Origin of the sequence: Legionella sp. PATHC039 (assembly GCF_026191275.1) — a bacterium.
In the GTDB taxonomy this organism is placed as follows: domain Bacteria; phylum Pseudomonadota; class Gammaproteobacteria; order Legionellales; family Legionellaceae; genus Legionella; species Legionella pneumophila.
The window spans coordinates 977,178-994,471 of sequence record NZ_JAPHOP010000001.1; the positions used below are offsets into that span (position 1 = coordinate 977,178).

A 17,294-nucleotide genomic window follows, 5' to 3' on the forward strand; every position below is an offset into this window, starting at 1 on the left:
TATAAGCTGGAATTGATTATTTCAGCCAAATATTTACTGAATTACTTTCTCATGCGGGCTAATCCTACAGTATGGCGCAACTGTTATCAATTTCCGGTAGATGATGTAAGTTCTGATTTTAGCCGTTGATAATCTGATGCAAACAGAAATTGGCTTATATGAAATATTCCATAAGTAATAAATGGGGCTGCAAAGACATCAATACTATAATGAATATGACCAATCAGCACCGTATAAGCGAAAAAAACTGCAGCAGCAAGGCAAATATAACGTAATGTTGTCTTATTCCAAAAGATAAGCATCATTAAAAAAGGGCCTCCGACATGTCCAGAAAAAAATAAATCTCCATCAAATAAAACAAGAGATGAAAAATTATCTGGAATAGCCAGTTGATTAGGAGGTGCACCGAGATGGGTCATACTAATAAAGGCACAACGTATCAATATAAACAGCGCGGCACTTTTAGTAATAAAAGGAATGAAGGCTGGATTTAACAAGGTATAAATAGTAAAAATTGTCCAAAAGATAATAGCTGCATTAACATGAAAAACAGTTACATCACGTAGAGGTAAATTATCAAGAATTAAATCATTTACCGGATTACCGGCCATAAGTGAAGCATATTTTCCTGCAAAATTCATAATGAGAAAACTTATAAAAAGCAAAAAAAAGCCACTAAGCAGACTTCTTATGAATACTTTTTCCTGACAAAGAACATGGTAGCGATTTGCGACTGCTTTCATAAACTCACCATCGATTGATAGAGTGTTTCATATTGTTCGATAGTTCGTTTGATATCATGCTCTTGAGATAATTTTCTGCTCTCTCTTCCCATTTGTTCACTGAAAGTACGATCACTAAGAATCTTGACCATATAATAAGACAATGTCTCAACGTCATTAGGGTCAAAGAGATAACCATTTACTCCTTCTTTGACAAGTTCAGGCAAAGCCATCGCTTTTGCAGCCAAAAGAGGCAATCCAGAAGCAATTGCTTCCAAGGCAACAATACTTTGTAATTCAGCAGTTCCCGGGTTTACAAAACAATTTGCTAAACTATATACCAGCGGATATTCCGCGTCTGATAGATATCCTGTAAAAGTGACATGCTCAGTGAGATTCAGTGTCTGAACCAGTTTTTTTAATCTTTGTAATTCTGCGCCACGACCGGTTAAAATAAAATGAGCATCAATGGATTGTCTTGCTTTATAAAATGCTTTTATTGCTATTGATAAATTTTTTTCTTTATCCAAACGACCAGCATACAATAGAATTGGCTTATCAGGGATTTTATAACGTTGTCTAATGAGATTGGCATTTTGTTTTGGTTGAAATTTTTGTAGATCTACTCCACAAGAAACAACATGAATTTCTTTTTGTACGTGTACTTCTTTAAGTAAGTTAGCTGCAGTGTGGGTAGGAGTAGTGACTATCTTTACATGATTTAGCATGTCAATCACAATATTCCATGTGGTGCGATGAAACCATTTTTCAAAATACTTGGGAAGATGAGTATAATGGAAAAAGTTTTCTGGCATGAAATGATTAGTGGCTATTAACGGGATACCCTTTTTACGACAGGCTCGATAGCAAATTCCACCTAAGAAAAATTTTCCCTGCAAATGAACAACATCGGGATTAAAGTCTGTTATTGCTTTTAAAATACCCTTCTTGATGAAGAAAGGCCAGCAAACACGAAAGTTTTTGTAACCAAGGGCTGGCCATGATCGTACTCCATAAAGATTGACTCCCTCATAGCTTGTATAACCTTGCTTCAGGCTTCGAGAGGGGCATATCACAAGAACTTCATGCCCTTTGGCTTGTAAGAATTTTGCCAAACGGTGAGTAAAATAAGCACCACCATTTAAGTTGGGAGGATAGCTGTCCAGTACAGTCAGGATTTTCATGCATATTTTAGATAACATATAAGATTAGATAGATTATCATTTATACAAATACACGGCAATTATTTGCCTACCAACCTTTAAAAAGTTCTCTTTGACTATAATAAGCCTTATAGTACAATAATTGCTCCATCCTTTAACAAGTCAGTTCTATGTCGTCAGCAAAAATCATTGGAATGGGAAAATATTTACCCGCAAACATAGTGTTTTCATCTGATCTGGATAATAAACTTAATCTTCCTGAAGGCAGTGTTCAGAAGAAGTCCGGATTAGTTTCCAGGCATTTTGCCAGAGTCAGTGAAACAACCTCCTATATGGCAAGTCAAGCTGCATTACACGCTGTGGAACAAGCAGGAATTACTTTAGCTGAGATTGATGCCATTATTGGGGCTTGTGGAGCAGGAGAACAACCTATACCATGTACGGCGGTTCTGGTTCAAAAACAATTGGGATTAGATAATTCAGGAATCGCCTGTTTTGATATTAACAGTACCTGTCTTAGTTTTCTCACTGCACTCGATGCGGCATCATATATGCTCTCAGGGGGCAGATTTAATCGTATACTTATTGTATCAAGTGATATCCCTTCATTTGGCCTGGATTGGAGCGACTTGGAAACCTGTACGATTTTTGGTGATGGGGCAGCTGCTTGTGTTGTTGAAAGAAGCAATGACTCCAGTCGAATTCTTGCTGCTCATATGAAAACATACAGTTTGGGTGCTGCCTTTTGCCAGGTCCAGGCTGGAGGAACATTCATGCCGCCTGCGAGTGAGTACGATAAGAAATACGGTTTATTTAAAATGGATGGAAAGCGTGTATTCAAACTGGCCAGCCAAATGATCGGGCCCATGCAAGAGGAGTTATTTGCTAAAGCTAGTATAACTCTAAATGATGTTGATTGGGTTGTTCCACATCAAGCCAGCTTGCTTGCTATGCATCATATACGTAAAAAGCTTGGCATCCCTGGTGAAAAATTTGTTGATATTTACACAACGCATGGTAATCAAATGGCTGCTTCTCTGCCTTCTGCATTGTGTCATTTGATCCATAATCATAATTTAGAACGTGGGCATTTGGTTTATTTATTAGGTACGGGCGCTGGATTGTCAGCTGCTGGAATGATACTGGAGTATTAGTATGATTTCAGTTGTAACCGGCGCTACAGGATGTTTAGGTTTAAATCTTACAAGACGCTTGATTAAGGAAGGCCATGCAGTCATTGCATTAGGACGCAATTTGCAGTTGGGAGAAATAATAAGCAAAATGGGAGCAACGTTTGTTCCACTCGATCTAAAGGATCTGGAGTCTTTGTCTTTGATAAGTCAAAATGCGGATTTCATATTTCATTGCGCGGCTTTATCAAGCCCCTGGGGAAAATATAAAGATTTTTATCAGGCTAATGTCATAGGGACTCACAATGTCGTTCAGGCAACTCCCAGTCAGGCTCGACTTGTTTATGTCTCCACTCCCAGTATTTATTTTGATTTTACCGAGAAGCGCAATATTAAAGAAAATGCTCCTTTACCAGCAAAAACAGTCAATTATTATGTGCAAACCAAATTAATTGCTGAATCCATCGTAGATAAAGCTCAACTGGAACATGATCTGGATGTGATTACCTTACGACCCAGAGGAATTTTTGGACCATATGATCGCGCTATTTTCCCTCGCTTATTGAAAGCAGAGCGCCATGGGGTGCTTCCAATCATTGGTTCAGGTAATCATTTGATTGATATTACTTTTGTAGAAAATGTAGTGGAGAGCCTGATCCTGGCTGCTTTGGCAGATAAATGTTATGCAGGGAAAAAATACAATATCACCAATGATGAGCCAAGGACCTTTATTGATATTATTTCAATGATATTTTCTGCCCTTAATAAACCGTTAAAAACCAAAAGTATTCCTTATAATCAAGCAAGATTTGTCGCAAAGTTTCTTGAGTTTTTGCATCGGGTGCTCTATCTGAAAACAGAACCAAAGATTACAGAGTATGGTGTCGGAGTGTTAGCTTTCGGACAAACATTAAATATTGAAGAGGCAAAAAAAGATTTAAAGTATAAGCCAATTTATAGCATTGATGAGGGTATAATGAAATTTGCTGAATGGTATTGTTCATGAATATAGAGTATCAGTTATTTGAAGCTGGCTATTGCAAACATTGCGAACGCATGACTTTAAAAAATGGGAAAATCAGACAGCGTGAATATCCATCCTTCTGTGCTCTTATAAAACACCCAAGTCATGGATATATTTTATTTGACACAGGATATTCTGACCGTTTTACCCGCTTAACCCAAAAATTTCCAGCCTCTATATATCGTCGTTTAACTCCTATGACACTAGTAAAATCTCTAAAAGAACAGTTGTTAGAAATTCATATAAAACCCGAAGATATCAATTATATTGTGATTTCGCATTTTCATGCTGATCACATTGGAGGATTACGTGATTTTCCTAATGCTCATTTTATATGTCATTCTGATGCGATAGACGATATTCAGCATAAAAAAGGGTTGAAAGCGTTATTAAATGGTTTTTTACCTGGACTGCTACCTGAAGATTTCTTTGAGCGTTTATTGCCACTTCAAAAAACAATCCAACTTGACGAACATCTTTTACCTTTTTCTGATGGTTTTGATGTATTGGGTGATAACTCATTGATTGCCATTTCTTTACCGGGACACGCTAAAGGACAAATCGGCTTATATTTTAAAGCACCTGGCGACATTTTCCTGGTTGCGGACAGTTGCTGGCACCAGGAAACTTTTAAAGAACTCATTTATCCGAGCGCTTTGACCTATTTGATTCATCATAACAAGCGTGCCTATTTAAAGACAATTCAAAAATTGCACGAACTGTATCAGAGAAACAAGACTATTGAAATTATTCCTTCTCACTGCCAACAATTGCGCTCGAGAATTGGGAACCCATGATGTTAGCACGTATTCTATTTCATTATTTTAATACACTTTATCTTAATAAAACTATTACTACTCCGGAAAAATTAAAGACTCATCAAGCAAAACAATTTAAAAAACTTATAAAAAATTGTTTGCATCAATCCGCATTCTATAGAGATTATCTAAAAACTCCTTTGGAACAATGGCCAATTGTTAATAAAAAAATCATGATGGAACACTTTGATGATGTTAATACAGTAAATGTCAAAAAAACTGAGGCATTGGAAATTGCTTTACGTGCTGAGCATACACGTGATTTTTCCCCAATGATAAATAATATTGCTATTGGTTTATCTTCAGGGACTTCAGGGAGCAGAGGCTTGTTTTTAGTAAGTGAGCAGGAACGTGATGCCTGGGCCGGAATAATCCTTGCCAAGGCTATGCCGAACGGTTTGCGTTCACGAGAACGAATTGCTTTTTTTCTAAGAGCAAATAACCAGTTGTATACCACTTTAAATAAAAGCAGAACAATACAATTCCATTTTTTTGATCTTTTTGCTGATTTTGATACTCATATCCAGAGATTAAATGCCATTCAACCGACTATTATTTCAGCTCCAGCCAGTGTGCTTTTAATGCTTGCTAGTCATCAAGATATTTTAAAAATTACACCAAAAAAAATATTTTCTGTGGCCGAAGTACTGGAACCAAAGGAAGAAGAGATTTTAACTAAAGCATTTGGTTGTACCATATCGCAAATTTATCAATGTACAGAAGGTTTTCTGGCTATTAGTGAACGTAAAACCAATCGTTTATTGATGAATGAAGAGTTTCTTATTATTGAAAAGGAATGGTTGGATGAAGAGCGATTCGTGCCAATTATTACTGACCTGTACAGATCTACTCAGCCAATTATTCGTTACCGTCTTGATGATATTTTGGTGGTTGAAAGATCGAATGGCGTATTTACTGAGTTAAAGAATATTGAAGGCCGTTTAGGTGATGTTTGTTATGGAAAAAGAGGGCAAGAAATAGTTCCCATTTTTGCAGATGTTATTCGACAGCATATGATTAGCAGTGGTGTAAATTTTGAAGATTATTTAATTTGCCAGCAGACATTAACCCAATTTACAATTCAGATATCACCCGAAATAAGCAATAAAAATCAATTCATTGAACATTTGAATCAACTTTTTATCTATAAAAATTGCGAATTACCCCAATGGAATTGGGAGCTCTATGATAAAAATAAACCTGGTGTGAAACGCAGAAGGGTCCGCTCACTATATTGCCCTAAAACAGAATGAGCGGGTACAAAGAACTGGTTTGCTCTGCACAACACGAGCCAGGAGCTTACAATAATATTTGCGTCTGTAAAAGACAGGTTCTTAATTTAGTCGTTAAGCATTTTTTACTGTGAATGCAAATGGTGCGTAGAGTACTTTCCCATCAATTTGCACCTGGGCAAACATTTTAATGAAACCTGCTTTATTAGGCTCAATATGGAACTGTAATTGAGGTCCTCCACGTTCAGTGCTATTTGCAGGCTCTTTGCCCATGGGGTGGACATGGATAACGGTTTTAAAATCTTCATTAAAGCCGACAATGTGTGCATAGGCCCCCATAATTGGTTCTAGTGTACGGACTGGATGCCCTTTAGAATCAGTCACATCGATTTCACCCATAGCAGGTTTACCTGCTAGTAGAGGCATTTTATTGAAGGTTAATTTGAATTGATATCCATTCACTGTACTCTCTAATACTGTTCGATGATGTACAGGATTCATTGTTCTCGTTATTGTCTGGGGAGATGTTAGATCTGCAGTGGCATACTCCTGTTTATTGGTATTGGTTGGTAATAGATCAGCCCATGCCCGATAGGTGGCATTCTTGAAATTGGGTTGCCATTCAAATTGATAAATCCCCGGAGTAGCAGTTTCTGCGGGATGAACATGACTATAGTCAATGAGATGATTATCAATGATCAGTAAATGAAATTTTTTTGTATGTATCTCAGTAAGATCATTGAAAGTAATTGGTTTATTCGATTTTATATCAGTGAGTTTGACAAATACCAGTTTCTTATCCTTTTTATCAATTATCTTCTGGACTTCCAATTGTATTGTGGGTGTATTCTCCAATTTGGAGGAAGACGTTGAAAGATGTTTCACCGTGTGATGATGGGAATTATCGGCATAGAGCAAATGATGATAGGTGTTTATGAATAATAAGCCAATTAGCGTGATGAGAAATTTTTTCACAATACAATGATCTCCGTAATTTTTATTGCCAAGCTAAATTTTTCTTCTGTCAACGATGAATTATAATTGAAAGTAGCTGATTCTTACAGGGTAAAAAATGCATTATTTATTATGACCTTGTAGATATAAACCAGTACAACAGGGTATCATGAGCTAATTTAAATGGTTATAAATTCCAGGCAGAATAAAACTACGGATAGGTGAATAATGGCACACAACCACCATGAAGGTCATTCCCATGTTCATAATGAACACCTTTGCTGCCACAAGAAAGATAATGCACATAAACCGCAAATTATTTCAGATGCAACAATTTTCTATACTTGCCCCATGCATCCCGAAGTTCGCCAGGCTACCCCCGGGATTTGTCCACTTTGTGGAATGGCATTAGAACCAGAAGCAATTTCCATTGGTGAAGCAACAAATCCGGAATATCTTGATATGAAGCACCGATTTTGGGTGGCGTTGATATTGACTTTGCCCTTAGTAATCTTGGAAATGGCAGGGCATGGATTCCAGCATTTTGTTTCGACAAGTATTTCAAATTGGATTCAATTGTTGTTCGCAACACCTGTGGTGCTATGGTGCGGTCGGCCTTTTTTCCTGCGTGGTTGGCAGTCACTCAAAACACGCCAATTAAATATGTTTACTTTGATAGCGATGGGTATTGGTGTCTCATGGATTTATAGTGTGGTGGCGGTTTTTTTCCCCGGATTATTCCCCGCTGCGTTTCGAAGTCAGGAAGGGGTGGTCTCTGTGTATTTTGAAGCCGCCGCAGTGATAGCCACACTTGTACTGCTGGGGCAAGTACTTGAATTAAAGGCACGAGAGCAAACAGGTAGTGCCATTCGTGCTTTACTGAAATTAGCACCAGAAAATGCGCATCGCATCAAGGAAGACGGTAGCGAAGAGGAAATAGCACTCAATCAAGTAGAAGTTGGTGATTCGCTGCGTGTACGGCCAGGTGAAAAAATACCTGTGGACGGTGAAATACAAGAAGGACGTAGTTTTATAGATGAATCTATGGTAACGGGTGAACCTATGCCTGTTGCTAAAGAAATTGGAGACAAGGTTATTGGAGCTACAATTAACCAAACGGGTAGCTTCATTATGAAAGCATTGCATGTTGGTGCAGATACCATGCTGGCACGTATTGTTCAAATGGTGAGTGACGCTCAACGAAGCCGTGCTCCAATTCAGCGTGTCGCGGATACTGTCTCGGCCTGGTTTGTTCCCGCAGTGATTTTGGTAGCGGTACTGTCTTTTATTATATGGGGGCTATTAGGTCCCCAGCCATCTCTTGGTTACGGCTTAATTGCTGCTGTATCAGTTCTCATTATTGCTTGCCCATGCGCATTGGGTTTGGCAACACCAATGTCTATCATGGTAGGTGTGGGGAAAGGCGCGCAAAATGGAGTATTAATCAAAAACGCTGAAGCGCTTGAGCGAATGGAAAAGGTAAATACGCTCATTGTAGATAAAACGGGCACACTTACGGAAGGACACCCGAAACTTACCCATATTGAAACCAGCGAAGATTGGGATGAGAGACAAGCATTGCTATTAGCTGCTTCTCTGGAATTTCACAGTGAACATCCCCTGGCTAGCGCTATTGTGAAAGCAGCACAAGAAATGCAAATAGCTTTCAGCTCAGTTCAAAATTTTGAAGCGCCAACCGGGAGGGGGGTAGTAGGTAGAGTAAATAGTCATCATGTAGCTATCGGTAATGCAAAATTAATGCATGAGTATGGAAGCGACGATGTTTCTCTTTTTGAAAAAGCTGATAAATTTCGGGCAAAAGGTTCTTCTGTTATGTTTATGGCAGTTGACGGTAAAACAGTAGCGTTTTTAGTTGTAGAAGATCCAATTAAATCTACTACCGCAGAAACCATTCATGCACTTCAGAAAAAGGGTATTGAGATTTACATGCTGACTGGGGATAGCAAAAAAACCGCAGAAGCTGTTGCAGCTACTCTGGGTATAAAAAAAGTTATAGCAGAAATAATGCCTGAAGATAAGGGTCGTATTGTCAGCGAATTAAAAGAAAATGGTTTGGTTGTCGCAATGGCAGGCGATGGAGTAAATGATGCTCCTGCATTGGCGAAAGCAGATGTTGGTATTGCTATGGGTACAGGCACTGATGTTGCTATTGAGAGCGCTGGCGTTACCTTGCTACATGGAGATTTACGTGGTATTGCCAAAGCTCGATATTTATCAGAATACACAATGAATAACATACGACAAAATCTCTTCTTCGCTTTTATTTATAATATGTTGGGTGTCCCCATTGCCGCAGGTATTTTCTATCCATTAACAGGTCTGCTCTTAAATCCAGTCATTGCAGCAGCAGCTATGGCACTTTCTTCTGTATCAGTTATCGTTAATGCTCTGAGGCTGCGACAAGTTACACTGTGAATCGGTAGTAAAGTGTATTAAATCTTCTGTAATGACTCCTGATTATATACTAATCAGAAATATATTTTTTAATAAACAACAATTTACAGTCTGATATGGAATTTCATCGATCAACTCGGTTTCATCTGAGTTTCCAAATAGGCGCAACTTTTAAAATATCTTTTGAGTTCATATTTTCTTAAGTATTTATTGCTAATATTGTTTAAATTTTGGTTGGTTATAGAGAGGTTTGTATGCAAAATGAGAAAGAAGTGAAAGAACTCATTCAATCAGATAAGAAAAAAAGAGTTACTTGGAATGATAATCAGACCGAAGGGCAGATCGAGGAAAAATTTCTGAAAATTGGCACTGCTTCAACACTTTATAAAAACAAATTGGATGAGAGTATTGCCCAATTGATGGAAGATGGTTATTCAGAAGTTGAAGCAACATCAATTACAGGAAAACCAATAACACCGAGTGGTGAGGTTATTTTGAATAACCCAATTTTTTATAATTCTAAGGAAAGTATAGATACAGAAAAAGCGAATCGTTATAATTTTTTCTCAATAAGAAATATTGGATTAGGCGTAGTGGCTATAGCAGCAGCTGCTGCAACAGTCGGGCTGGTTGTATCAAAAAATAGCTAAACGTATTACATTCCCATTGATTTTTTAAGATAAATAATCTAGCAAAAATTCAGGAATGCGCTGTTCAAGCCAATACACAGGTTGGCTTGAGCGTTTTCCAGTCCCGGCAATAAAGCCTACATGCCCGCCATACTCGCTTAATTCCAAAGTGGTTTGAGAAGATAATTCTTCCAATGTTGGGATAACATCTGGTGTCATGAAAGGATCATCCTGCGCATGAATAATTAAAGTTGGCGTACTGATATTCTTAAGGTATTGTCTGGAGCTTGCTTTTTGGTAATATTCATGTGCACTTTTAAAACCATTGATTGGTGCTGTAATTTGCTCATCAAAATCCCAGAAAGTTTTTAAGGAAAGTAAATCATTTTTTGAAAATGGTGAATTATTTAAGTGATTTAGTTTTTTTAGAAAAATACGGCGCAGTCGACTTAATAAGTAAGCTTGATACAGGCGAGAAAAACCCTGATTCATTCTGTCAGCGACTGAACTTAATTGGAATGGTACGGAAACAGCAACAGCTGCATCTGCCCATAAAGGTGATGCTGTTTCGCCCAACCATTTCAGTAGAACGTTGCCTCCCAAGGATATGCCGACAACCGCTTTTTTTGTCGCAGGTTCTCTCTTTGCCAAAATTTCAAGAAAATAGGCAAAATCAGCCGTGTCACCGGAATGATAGGTACGTAAAATACGGTTGGGTTCTTCACTGGCTCCGCGAAAATGCATTAAAACACAACGAAATCCCGCATCTGCGAATGCTTGCATTAATCCACTGACATAGATGGAGTTAATTCCTCCACCCAAACCATGCAGTAATATGACTAAGGGTGTATTTTTATTTAATTCATTAACAGACCAGGCCAGATCAATAAAATCACCATCAGGTAATTCCAGTCGCTCATGAAAATCAATTCGCGGTTTTAACCGCTTTTTTACTAAAGTAGGATACAAGGTTTGTGCATGCCTGTTACTTAGCCACCACAGTGGCCTAAATGAACTGTTTACAATCATATATAACCTGAAAATAAAAAATTTAATTCTAACTGGATAACGCAGACCATGATCAGAAATTGCAAAAGAAAATATCTATTTAAATTATAGTCAATCAAGAATTTAAACTAATTTTTGTTGGTAATCTTGAATCATAATGTTTTATAGTCCCTATATCAAATGACAAACGATAGTTAAGATAGGTATTTTGCGAAGAGATGCATTATCTCAACCAATAAGTTCTGTATCTCTGTGAGCTTATAGTGAATTTGTGGATTTAGTTTAGAACCCTTTTTTGTTGAAGGAGATCTTGATGTACTCTTTGGATTGGCCACGAGCCTATGGCATGCCAAACTCTACAGCTACTTTTAAGTCGTTGCCGGAAGATTTTCAAGTGAATGAATTGTTTGAAGGACAATTTAGTGGTGAAGGAGAGCACATAGTTCTTAAAATTGAAAAAAGAGGATTAACTACCGAAGAAGTTGTTAAATCATTAGCTAGGTTAATTAATAAACCCATAAAACTTATAAGTCATGCTGGATTAAAGGATAAACAGGCATTAACAACTCAATGGCTCAGTGTTCATGCACCCGGGGAGATAATCGATGGCATAGAAAAACTGGAAGCGCCAGGTTGGAGAATACTGGAATGTACACGTCATAACAAAAAACTCAAACCAGGTTTTTTATCGGGCAATCATTTTATAATCACTTTAAGAAATGTCTCTGATGAGAGTGATCTAGTACATCGTATTGAGCAAATTAAATTAAAAGGTGTTCCAAATTATTTCGGTGAGCAGCGTTTTGGTCGAGATGGTGGAAATTTAACAAAAGCAGAGGAATTACTAGTACACGGTCGCAAAGTAAAAGATAAATTTTTACAAGGAATGTATTTTTCCGCAGCTCGATCATGGTTGTATAATTTGGTCTTGTCCCGGCGTGTCAAGGAATCATCGTGGAATTTGCCTTTATTGGGGGATGTCATACAGCTTAGGGGATCAAACAGTATCTTTGTCACTGATAAAAATATAGATGAGCAATTATTAATACGTATCAGTGAAAAAGATGTTTCTCCTGCAAGTCCTCTGCCCGGGAAGAGTAAGTATCTGGTAAAAGGGCCAGCCTTGCAAATTATAAATGAAGTTTATTCAGAATGGTCTGCTTGGCTGAAAGGGTTAGAAAAAAATGGTTTGGAAGAGGCCTGGCGTGCGAATATCCTTTATGCGGAGCAGATTGAATATAGGATAAATCAAAACACAGTAGAGCTTTCATTTGCCTTGCCGGCTGGTGCATACGCGACAGTGGTATTACGTGAATTGGTTCAATATTAAGCTTTGTTAGCACTTGAACAGCATTTTATTCGATGTGGAATAATTATTTTTTAATTGGATTGATGAATTAATTACTATATTTGAAGTTATGCCATAATAAAGAGAAATGTTTATTTAATAGAAGGACGCATTCATGAATCTGGTTCAAAGGGTGAACCCTTTTTTTTGGCTAGTGATCCTGGCTATTTATTCTACTCCATCCATGGCATTGAGTGTCGAGCTTATCGAAACCAGTCCTAAATCTCCTATTACATTAAACCAGGATGAGGCTTTGTATGTGCTTATTCGATATAAGAGTGACCAACCTTTGCGATTCCAGGCTATTGGGGAAAATCTGCGGCAAAAAATAATGGATAGTGCCAGGTTTAACCCATCACAAGCGTACCCAGCTGGAGAAGGTGAGGCTATTGCCTGGGTAGCTTACGATAATACCACAGAAATTGATTCCATTACTGTCACAATCTATGATGCCAATTGGAGGACTTTGCAAGCCAAATCAATTCCTGTGTCTGCAGTCTGGCAAAATGAGAATGGCATAAACAATCAAGCAGCAGCTCCCTGGGTTCAAAGACTGAATCAACAACAGCAATCCAGTGTGTTTCCTCAGTCACAAACTCCCGTTTCCTCTGGTAATGTCCTGTTTGTTCAACTCCTTTTTTTACTAATTCTTTTGTATTGGTTTTTGCAAATTATTGTTATTTTTAATTGGACGGGGAGATGGAAGAAATTGGCGTGTTTCCCTTTATTATTTAGCGTACCTTTGCTGTTGTATACGCTTTACGCGTTATATGCGGGCTCTAATTTATGGCCTTTGATGATGTTATTTGTGACACCATTTATCTTGGCACTTTTATTGATCATTATCGGGTATAAAAAAGCCTATTCCAGATGATAAGATGCATCCAATTTAATCTATTATTATATTTTATCTCTTAATACTTGCTTAATAATGATTCTTTATGATCAAAAATCAATTTAATTATCTCAAATAACAAAGTGATAGATTAAATTATGTACACAAAAAGGATAAAAAAGTAATATCACTTCAATAAAGAGTAGAAAATGCAGTTGATGTTTCGGGGGCTTTTGATAACTGCTTTTTCCATAATTTTGCACTTTACCTGTTAACGAATAATTTACCACTTCCTGATGATTTATTTTACTTCAAATCAATCATTAATAGAAATAGTAAGGCAGAACAATTATTTGAATTTTTTCATAACCCGGAATCATTGAATTTATTTTCTATATTAGATAAGAAAAATGATGTTTTTAAACCGTCTGGTTATCTCTTTGAAAAGAGCTTGATTTTAGGATTTCTGCTTAGGGAATGGTTCCCAACTCAACTTGTTAATAATTCAGTAATTAAAACAGAAAAGCTGGAAGGTGAGAAAGGAGTATTCAGTGCTTTTAAAAATTATAAAGAGTATCGCTCATTTATGCCGAAGGAAGAATTAAAAACAACGGAATTTGGTGTGTTATATGAAGCGAACGAGGCTTTTTTAGAGTATTTTTATAATCGCTCTGAAAGTACTTTAATAAATAAGGATTCACCTTTTGAAAAATATTTTGTTGACTCGTCATCGGATGAAGAAGCAATCAAAAATTATTGGGACGCAGAAGGGTATACATTATATTGTCAACATTTGGCAAAACCTCAGGTTAAATTATCATATATTGAAATTATGACCATGATGAAGGCCATTAATCAGCCACTTACAATATATGATCGTTCTACTTCCTCAGTTGTAGCCGAATATGTGAACCCAAAGGTCAATTTACCTGATTTTGAAGTGGCAATTGATGCTCTTCAAGGGCATTATTTTCTTTTAAAAACTGAGGATACGGAAAAAGAGTTAGAAGAATATGAAAGAAGTTATGCCCAGTATAAAAGAGATAGAAGCGAAATCCTTGCACACTCCGATAAGCCTGTTTCTTCCTTATTGGTTCGAGCTACTTGCCCCAAAGGTCATTTGGATGAAGATCCTTTTGTTTCATTAATTGAAAGCCTATCCGAAATAAACAGCCTTAGCCAAATTGATACAAATTTGAAAAACCAGAATACAGATACCCCCAATTGCAACTTCCTTTTAAAGGCAGGTGCTTCTGTAGGTGGTACCTCTTCTGCACTAATAACTTTAATGGGGATAGCCATATTATCTGGCCAATATGATCCCGGAAACAGTCTGGCTGAAGAGGCATTAGCTACTACTGTTGTATCCAGTATTGTTGGTTTAGGTTATGGGCTTTATAGCTTCTTTAGTTCTAGCCCTAAGGTATCAGAGCTTGATTCTACCAATGGATTATCGCAAAAACTTATAATGAACTAACCTCCTGAATTAGTAAATATTGTCTGTAAGCCGATCGTGTTGATATTAGGTATCAACACGATTGCGCCATTCAAGTAAACCGTTCTCGCGTGTAGAGAAGTATTTTTCCCATGACTATTTCAACTCTACTATTTTTATAGTAGAGTACTACTATAAAAATAGTAGAGACTTATGTGGTTATTGGAGAGAAACATGTCGGCAAAAAAAAATTCGATAGCTCATGATCGACTTCTTACAGAAGTAGAACTTGAATTAATGAATATTATCTGGAGCCTTGATAAGGTAACTATTAAGGAGGTTGTTTCACATCTGCCTAAAGAAAGGCCTTTGGCTTATACAACCGTGGCAACAGTACTAAAAGTGCTGGAACAAAAGGGATTTCTTGAGTGTCAAAAAAATTCCTATGCTCATGTTTTTATGCCCATAGTTACAAAGTCAGATTATGAAAACACTTGTATTGATCATATGGTTGTCAATGTTTTTGATGGAGAACCCCGAGCGCTTGTCCAAAGACTTTTGATGGCCAGAAAGTTACAACATGATGACATTCAAGCAATTGAAGAGGCACTTAAGAAATTAACAGATGGTGAAAAGCAGGCTGAGGTTTTGTAATGTTATTGATAGAAATTTTATTAAGTATTCATTGTTTGCTTCTCATCAGCTCACTATTTATAGGGCGTCATTGGTTAGCGGATAGACCATCTTTTAAACTGAAACTAGTACGCTTTTTATTAGTTAGCTGTATCATATCTCCATTAGCAGTGCACTGCATAAATCCTGATCAAAAACCTGAACGACTAAACTATGCATCATTTGATGCTCTGCAAGAGTATGTAAAACAACCCATCTTTAAAGAAGAACCTTCAAAACTCAATCATGAGTCGCTTTCTAGCTTTACATTGATCAATATAAGTTATTTTCAGCTTTTTTGTGTAGTGTTTTGTTTGTTGGTCTTGTTTCGTGGTTATCACCTGTTATCAGGTTTAAGCCACTTGAAATTGATGTTGACTGAAGCAATTCTTTATCGAACTTCCGGTAAATTAATTATTAAGGTTTCTCACCGATGTCATGTCCCTTTCTCAGTATTGCTGTTTAATAAAGCTTACATTGTATTACCAGTCTCTTTGCTTTCTTCTTCCAGGAATGTGAGGATTGCGATTGCTCATGAAGGACAACATCATCGTAATGGAGATTGTTTATGGGCTTATTTCATCGAAATCATACGCATTATCTTCTTCTGGAACCCGGGTGTTACTCAATGGTGTCGTGTTTTAAGAGACTTACAAGAACTTTCATGTGATGAAGTATTGGTTGGCCACCAAAAAATTTCGGCACATGACTATGGCCGCTGTCTGTTTAATGTTGTAAAGACAGTATCTCAATGTTCTCTGTCATCTAACCGAAAATTTGCATGCACGGTAGGTATGGCTTTGGGCAAACAAAACGAAGACTGTACTTTTATCATCAGGAGAATTTCAATGTTATCAACTTATCCACCCAACTCCCCTAAATCCTTGTTATTAAGGATAGCATTTACAGGGTTTTCTATTTTAATGCCAATATGTGTTGCCTATTCAGCAGCTGGAACCTTGAGCGGCACCAAGGCAAAAGTTGTCGATACTTCTCACTTGGATCCTATAATGCAAAACATTGCCGAGAGAGAAATTGCAGCTGCGGTCAAGCGCTATCACGCAAAATCAGGGGTTATTGCGATAGCTAATCCTAATACTGGCAATATTATTGCATTTGCTGAATCAAGCCAGAATAAAGAACAAAACAGTTGGAAGTCACGTGTTTTTTCACCTGGGTCTACCATTAAACCTTTTATTGCAGCTGCTGCAATTGATTCAGGGAATAGCTATGAAACAAAGAGCTATGATTGTCATTCACCTTATTATATAGAAGACAAAACATTTACTAACTATAACCCCAATGTTGGATCAGCTTCTTTAGCAGAGGCTATCGCAAAATCTATCAATGTGTGCCTAATCAAGGTTTCTCAAGAGGCTGGAGCACCAGTAATCCGTAAAAAACTCTCTGAATTTGGTTTTGACATGAACAGTTGGTGGCAAGCGGATCAAAGTGACGATTTACAACTGGCAATGGCGTCACTTGGAGAGAATATTCCTGTCACAATCGAATCGCTAGTACAATCTTATGCCATCCTTGCTCACAATGGACACCAATTTGATAGAGGAAATAGAGCCATTATTTCAGAAACAAGCACTAACTCAATAAATCATATGCTAGAGAATGCTGTTACTAATGGCACTGGAAAACTCGCAGCTATCCCTAGTGTTTCTGTGGCTGGCAAGACAGGAACTGTTATTGAAAATAATGATAAACATCTCGCATTGTTTGCCGGGTATGTGCCAGCAGATAATCCGCGTTATGTTGTGTTAGTCGTGATTGAACAAGGTTATTCAAGAAAAAATGGAGAGACATTAACTTCGGGAGGGGAATTGGCTGCTCCAGTATTCCGAAATGTCGCGATGGATGCTCTTGGTAGTACAAATCGATAAGTAGCTTATGGGTGTGG

14 protein-coding genes and 1 pseudogene are annotated in these 17,294 nt (G+C 37.5%); 11 read left to right on the top strand and 4 right to left on the bottom strand.

The window, feature by feature from the left end:
• Nucleotides 1-86: 86 nt before the first annotated feature.
• Nucleotides 87-743 (bottom strand): phosphatase PAP2-related protein, encoded by a 657-nt coding sequence (locus OQI99_RS04390; RefSeq protein ID WP_061512637.1) that lies wholly within the window; start codon nucleotides 741-743, stop codon nucleotides 87-89.
• A complete protein-coding gene (locus OQI99_RS04395; RefSeq protein WP_265731383.1) occupies nucleotides 740-1,906 on the bottom strand; it encodes a glycosyltransferase family 4 protein in 1,167 nt (388 codons plus the stop codon). Before OQI99_RS04395 ends, OQI99_RS04390 begins: the two co-directional genes overlap by 4 nt.
• Before the next feature lie 149 nt (nucleotides 1,907-2,055).
• Between OQI99_RS04395 and OQI99_RS04400 the strand changes: the two genes are divergently transcribed.
• Genes OQI99_RS04400 through OQI99_RS04415 form a run of 4 tightly spaced genes read left to right on the top strand, consistent with a single transcriptional unit; the run spans nucleotide 2,056 to nucleotide 6,110 of the window.
• Nucleotides 2,056-3,039, top strand: coding sequence for a beta-ketoacyl-ACP synthase III (locus OQI99_RS04400; RefSeq protein ID WP_265731384.1), 984 nt, complete (start codon nucleotides 2,056-2,058; stop codon nucleotides 3,037-3,039).
• A 1-nt stretch (nucleotide 3,040) separates the two neighbouring features.
• Nucleotides 3,041-4,021 carry an NAD-dependent epimerase/dehydratase family protein gene (locus OQI99_RS04405; protein ID WP_265731385.1) on the top strand — a complete coding sequence of 327 codons (981 nt, stop codon included), beginning with the start codon at nucleotides 3,041-3,043 and terminating at the stop codon, nucleotides 4,019-4,021.
• The gene (locus OQI99_RS04410; protein ID WP_061512640.1) at nucleotides 4,006-4,836 is read left to right on the top strand and encodes an MBL fold metallo-hydrolase; all 831 of its coding nucleotides are present in this window, start codon (nucleotides 4,006-4,008) and stop codon (nucleotides 4,834-4,836) included. The genes OQI99_RS04405 and OQI99_RS04410 overlap by 16 nt, the downstream gene beginning before the upstream one ends.
• Nucleotides 4,836-6,110 (top strand): F390 synthetase-related protein, encoded by a 1,275-nt coding sequence (locus OQI99_RS04415; RefSeq protein ID WP_265731386.1) that lies wholly within the window; start codon nucleotides 4,836-4,838, stop codon nucleotides 6,108-6,110. Before OQI99_RS04410 ends, OQI99_RS04415 begins: the two co-directional genes overlap by 1 nt.
• Nucleotides 6,111-6,203: 93 nt before the next feature.
• On the opposite strand, the gene OQI99_RS04420 is transcribed toward OQI99_RS04415, so the two are convergent.
• Nucleotides 6,204-7,064 (bottom strand): hypothetical protein, encoded by an 861-nt coding sequence (locus OQI99_RS04420; protein ID WP_061512642.1) that lies wholly within the window; start codon nucleotides 7,062-7,064, stop codon nucleotides 6,204-6,206.
• A gap of 207 nt (nucleotides 7,065-7,271) precedes the next feature.
• Between OQI99_RS04420 and OQI99_RS04425 the strand changes: the two genes are divergently transcribed.
• Together OQI99_RS04425 and OQI99_RS04430 are read left to right on the top strand one after the other, a co-directional pair.
• The gene (locus tag OQI99_RS04425; protein WP_061512643.1) at nucleotides 7,272-9,479 is read left to right on the top strand and encodes a copper-transporting P-type ATPase; all 2,208 of its coding nucleotides are present in this window, start codon (nucleotides 7,272-7,274) and stop codon (nucleotides 9,477-9,479) included.
• A gap of 233 nt (nucleotides 9,480-9,712) precedes the next feature.
• A complete protein-coding gene (locus tag OQI99_RS04430; protein ID WP_061512644.1) occupies nucleotides 9,713-10,108 on the top strand; it encodes a hypothetical protein in 396 nt (131 codons plus the stop codon).
• Nucleotides 10,109-10,132: 24 nt separating this feature from the next.
• Here the strand turns inward: OQI99_RS04430 and OQI99_RS04435 are convergent, their stop codons facing one another.
• Nucleotides 10,133-11,116 (bottom strand): hydrolase, encoded by a 984-nt coding sequence (locus OQI99_RS04435; protein ID WP_061512645.1) that lies wholly within the window; start codon nucleotides 11,114-11,116, stop codon nucleotides 10,133-10,135.
• 292 nt (nucleotides 11,117-11,408) lie between these two features.
• Here OQI99_RS04435 and truD point away from each other — a divergent pair, with 292 nt between their 5' ends.
• From truD to OQI99_RS04460, 5 genes and pseudogenes are all read left to right on the top strand, one after another.
• Entirely contained in the window at nucleotides 11,409-12,425 is a 1,017-nt protein-coding gene (gene truD / locus OQI99_RS04440; RefSeq protein WP_061512646.1) for a tRNA pseudouridine(13) synthase TruD, read from the top strand.
• 133 nt (nucleotides 12,426-12,558) lie between these two features.
• Nucleotides 12,559-13,317, top strand: coding sequence for a hypothetical protein (locus tag OQI99_RS04445; RefSeq protein ID WP_061512647.1), 759 nt, complete (start codon nucleotides 12,559-12,561; stop codon nucleotides 13,315-13,317).
• A gap of 145 nt (nucleotides 13,318-13,462) precedes the next feature.
• Nucleotides 13,463-14,755: pseudogene (locus tag OQI99_RS04450) on the top strand (type IV secretion protein Dot).
• Between the two features lie 192 nt (nucleotides 14,756-14,947).
• Nucleotides 14,948-15,367 (top strand): BlaI/MecI/CopY family transcriptional regulator, encoded by a 420-nt coding sequence (locus tag OQI99_RS04455; RefSeq protein ID WP_061512648.1) that lies wholly within the window; start codon nucleotides 14,948-14,950, stop codon nucleotides 15,365-15,367.
• Nucleotides 15,367-17,277, top strand: a complete 1,911-nt coding sequence (locus OQI99_RS04460; RefSeq protein WP_265731387.1) for a M56 family metallopeptidase — start codon at nucleotides 15,367-15,369, stop codon at nucleotides 17,275-17,277. Before OQI99_RS04455 ends, OQI99_RS04460 begins: the two co-directional genes overlap by 1 nt.
• The last annotated feature ends 17 nt before the right edge of the window (nucleotides 17,278-17,294 follow it).

Coding starts and splice junctions, on each gene's coding strand:
- OQI99_RS04390 (WP_061512637.1), bottom strand. CDS start 743: ATGAAAGCAGTCGCAAATCGCTACCATGTTCTTTGTCAGGAAAAAGTA.
- OQI99_RS04395 (WP_265731383.1), bottom strand. CDS start 1,906: ATGAAAATCCTGACTGTACTGGACAGCTATCCTCCCAACTTAAATGGT.
- OQI99_RS04400 (WP_265731384.1), top strand. CDS start 2,056: ATGTCGTCAGCAAAAATCATTGGAATGGGAAAATATTTACCCGCAAAC.
- OQI99_RS04405 (WP_265731385.1), top strand. CDS start 3,041: ATGATTTCAGTTGTAACCGGCGCTACAGGATGTTTAGGTTTAAATCTT.
- OQI99_RS04410 (WP_061512640.1), top strand. CDS start 4,006: ATGGTATTGTTCATGAATATAGAGTATCAGTTATTTGAAGCTGGCTAT.
- OQI99_RS04415 (WP_265731386.1), top strand. CDS start 4,836: ATGTTAGCACGTATTCTATTTCATTATTTTAATACACTTTATCTTAAT.
- OQI99_RS04425 (WP_061512643.1), top strand. CDS start 7,272: ATGGCACACAACCACCATGAAGGTCATTCCCATGTTCATAATGAACAC.
- OQI99_RS04430 (WP_061512644.1), top strand. CDS start 9,713: ATGCAAAATGAGAAAGAAGTGAAAGAACTCATTCAATCAGATAAGAAA.
- OQI99_RS04435 (WP_061512645.1), bottom strand. CDS start 11,116: ATGATTGTAAACAGTTCATTTAGGCCACTGTGGTGGCTAAGTAACAGG.
- truD (WP_061512646.1), top strand. CDS start 11,409: ATGTACTCTTTGGATTGGCCACGAGCCTATGGCATGCCAAACTCTACA.
- OQI99_RS04445 (WP_061512647.1), top strand. CDS start 12,559: ATGAATCTGGTTCAAAGGGTGAACCCTTTTTTTTGGCTAGTGATCCTG.
- OQI99_RS04455 (WP_061512648.1), top strand. CDS start 14,948: ATGTCGGCAAAAAAAAATTCGATAGCTCATGATCGACTTCTTACAGAA.
- OQI99_RS04460 (WP_265731387.1), top strand. CDS start 15,367: ATGTTATTGATAGAAATTTTATTAAGTATTCATTGTTTGCTTCTCATC.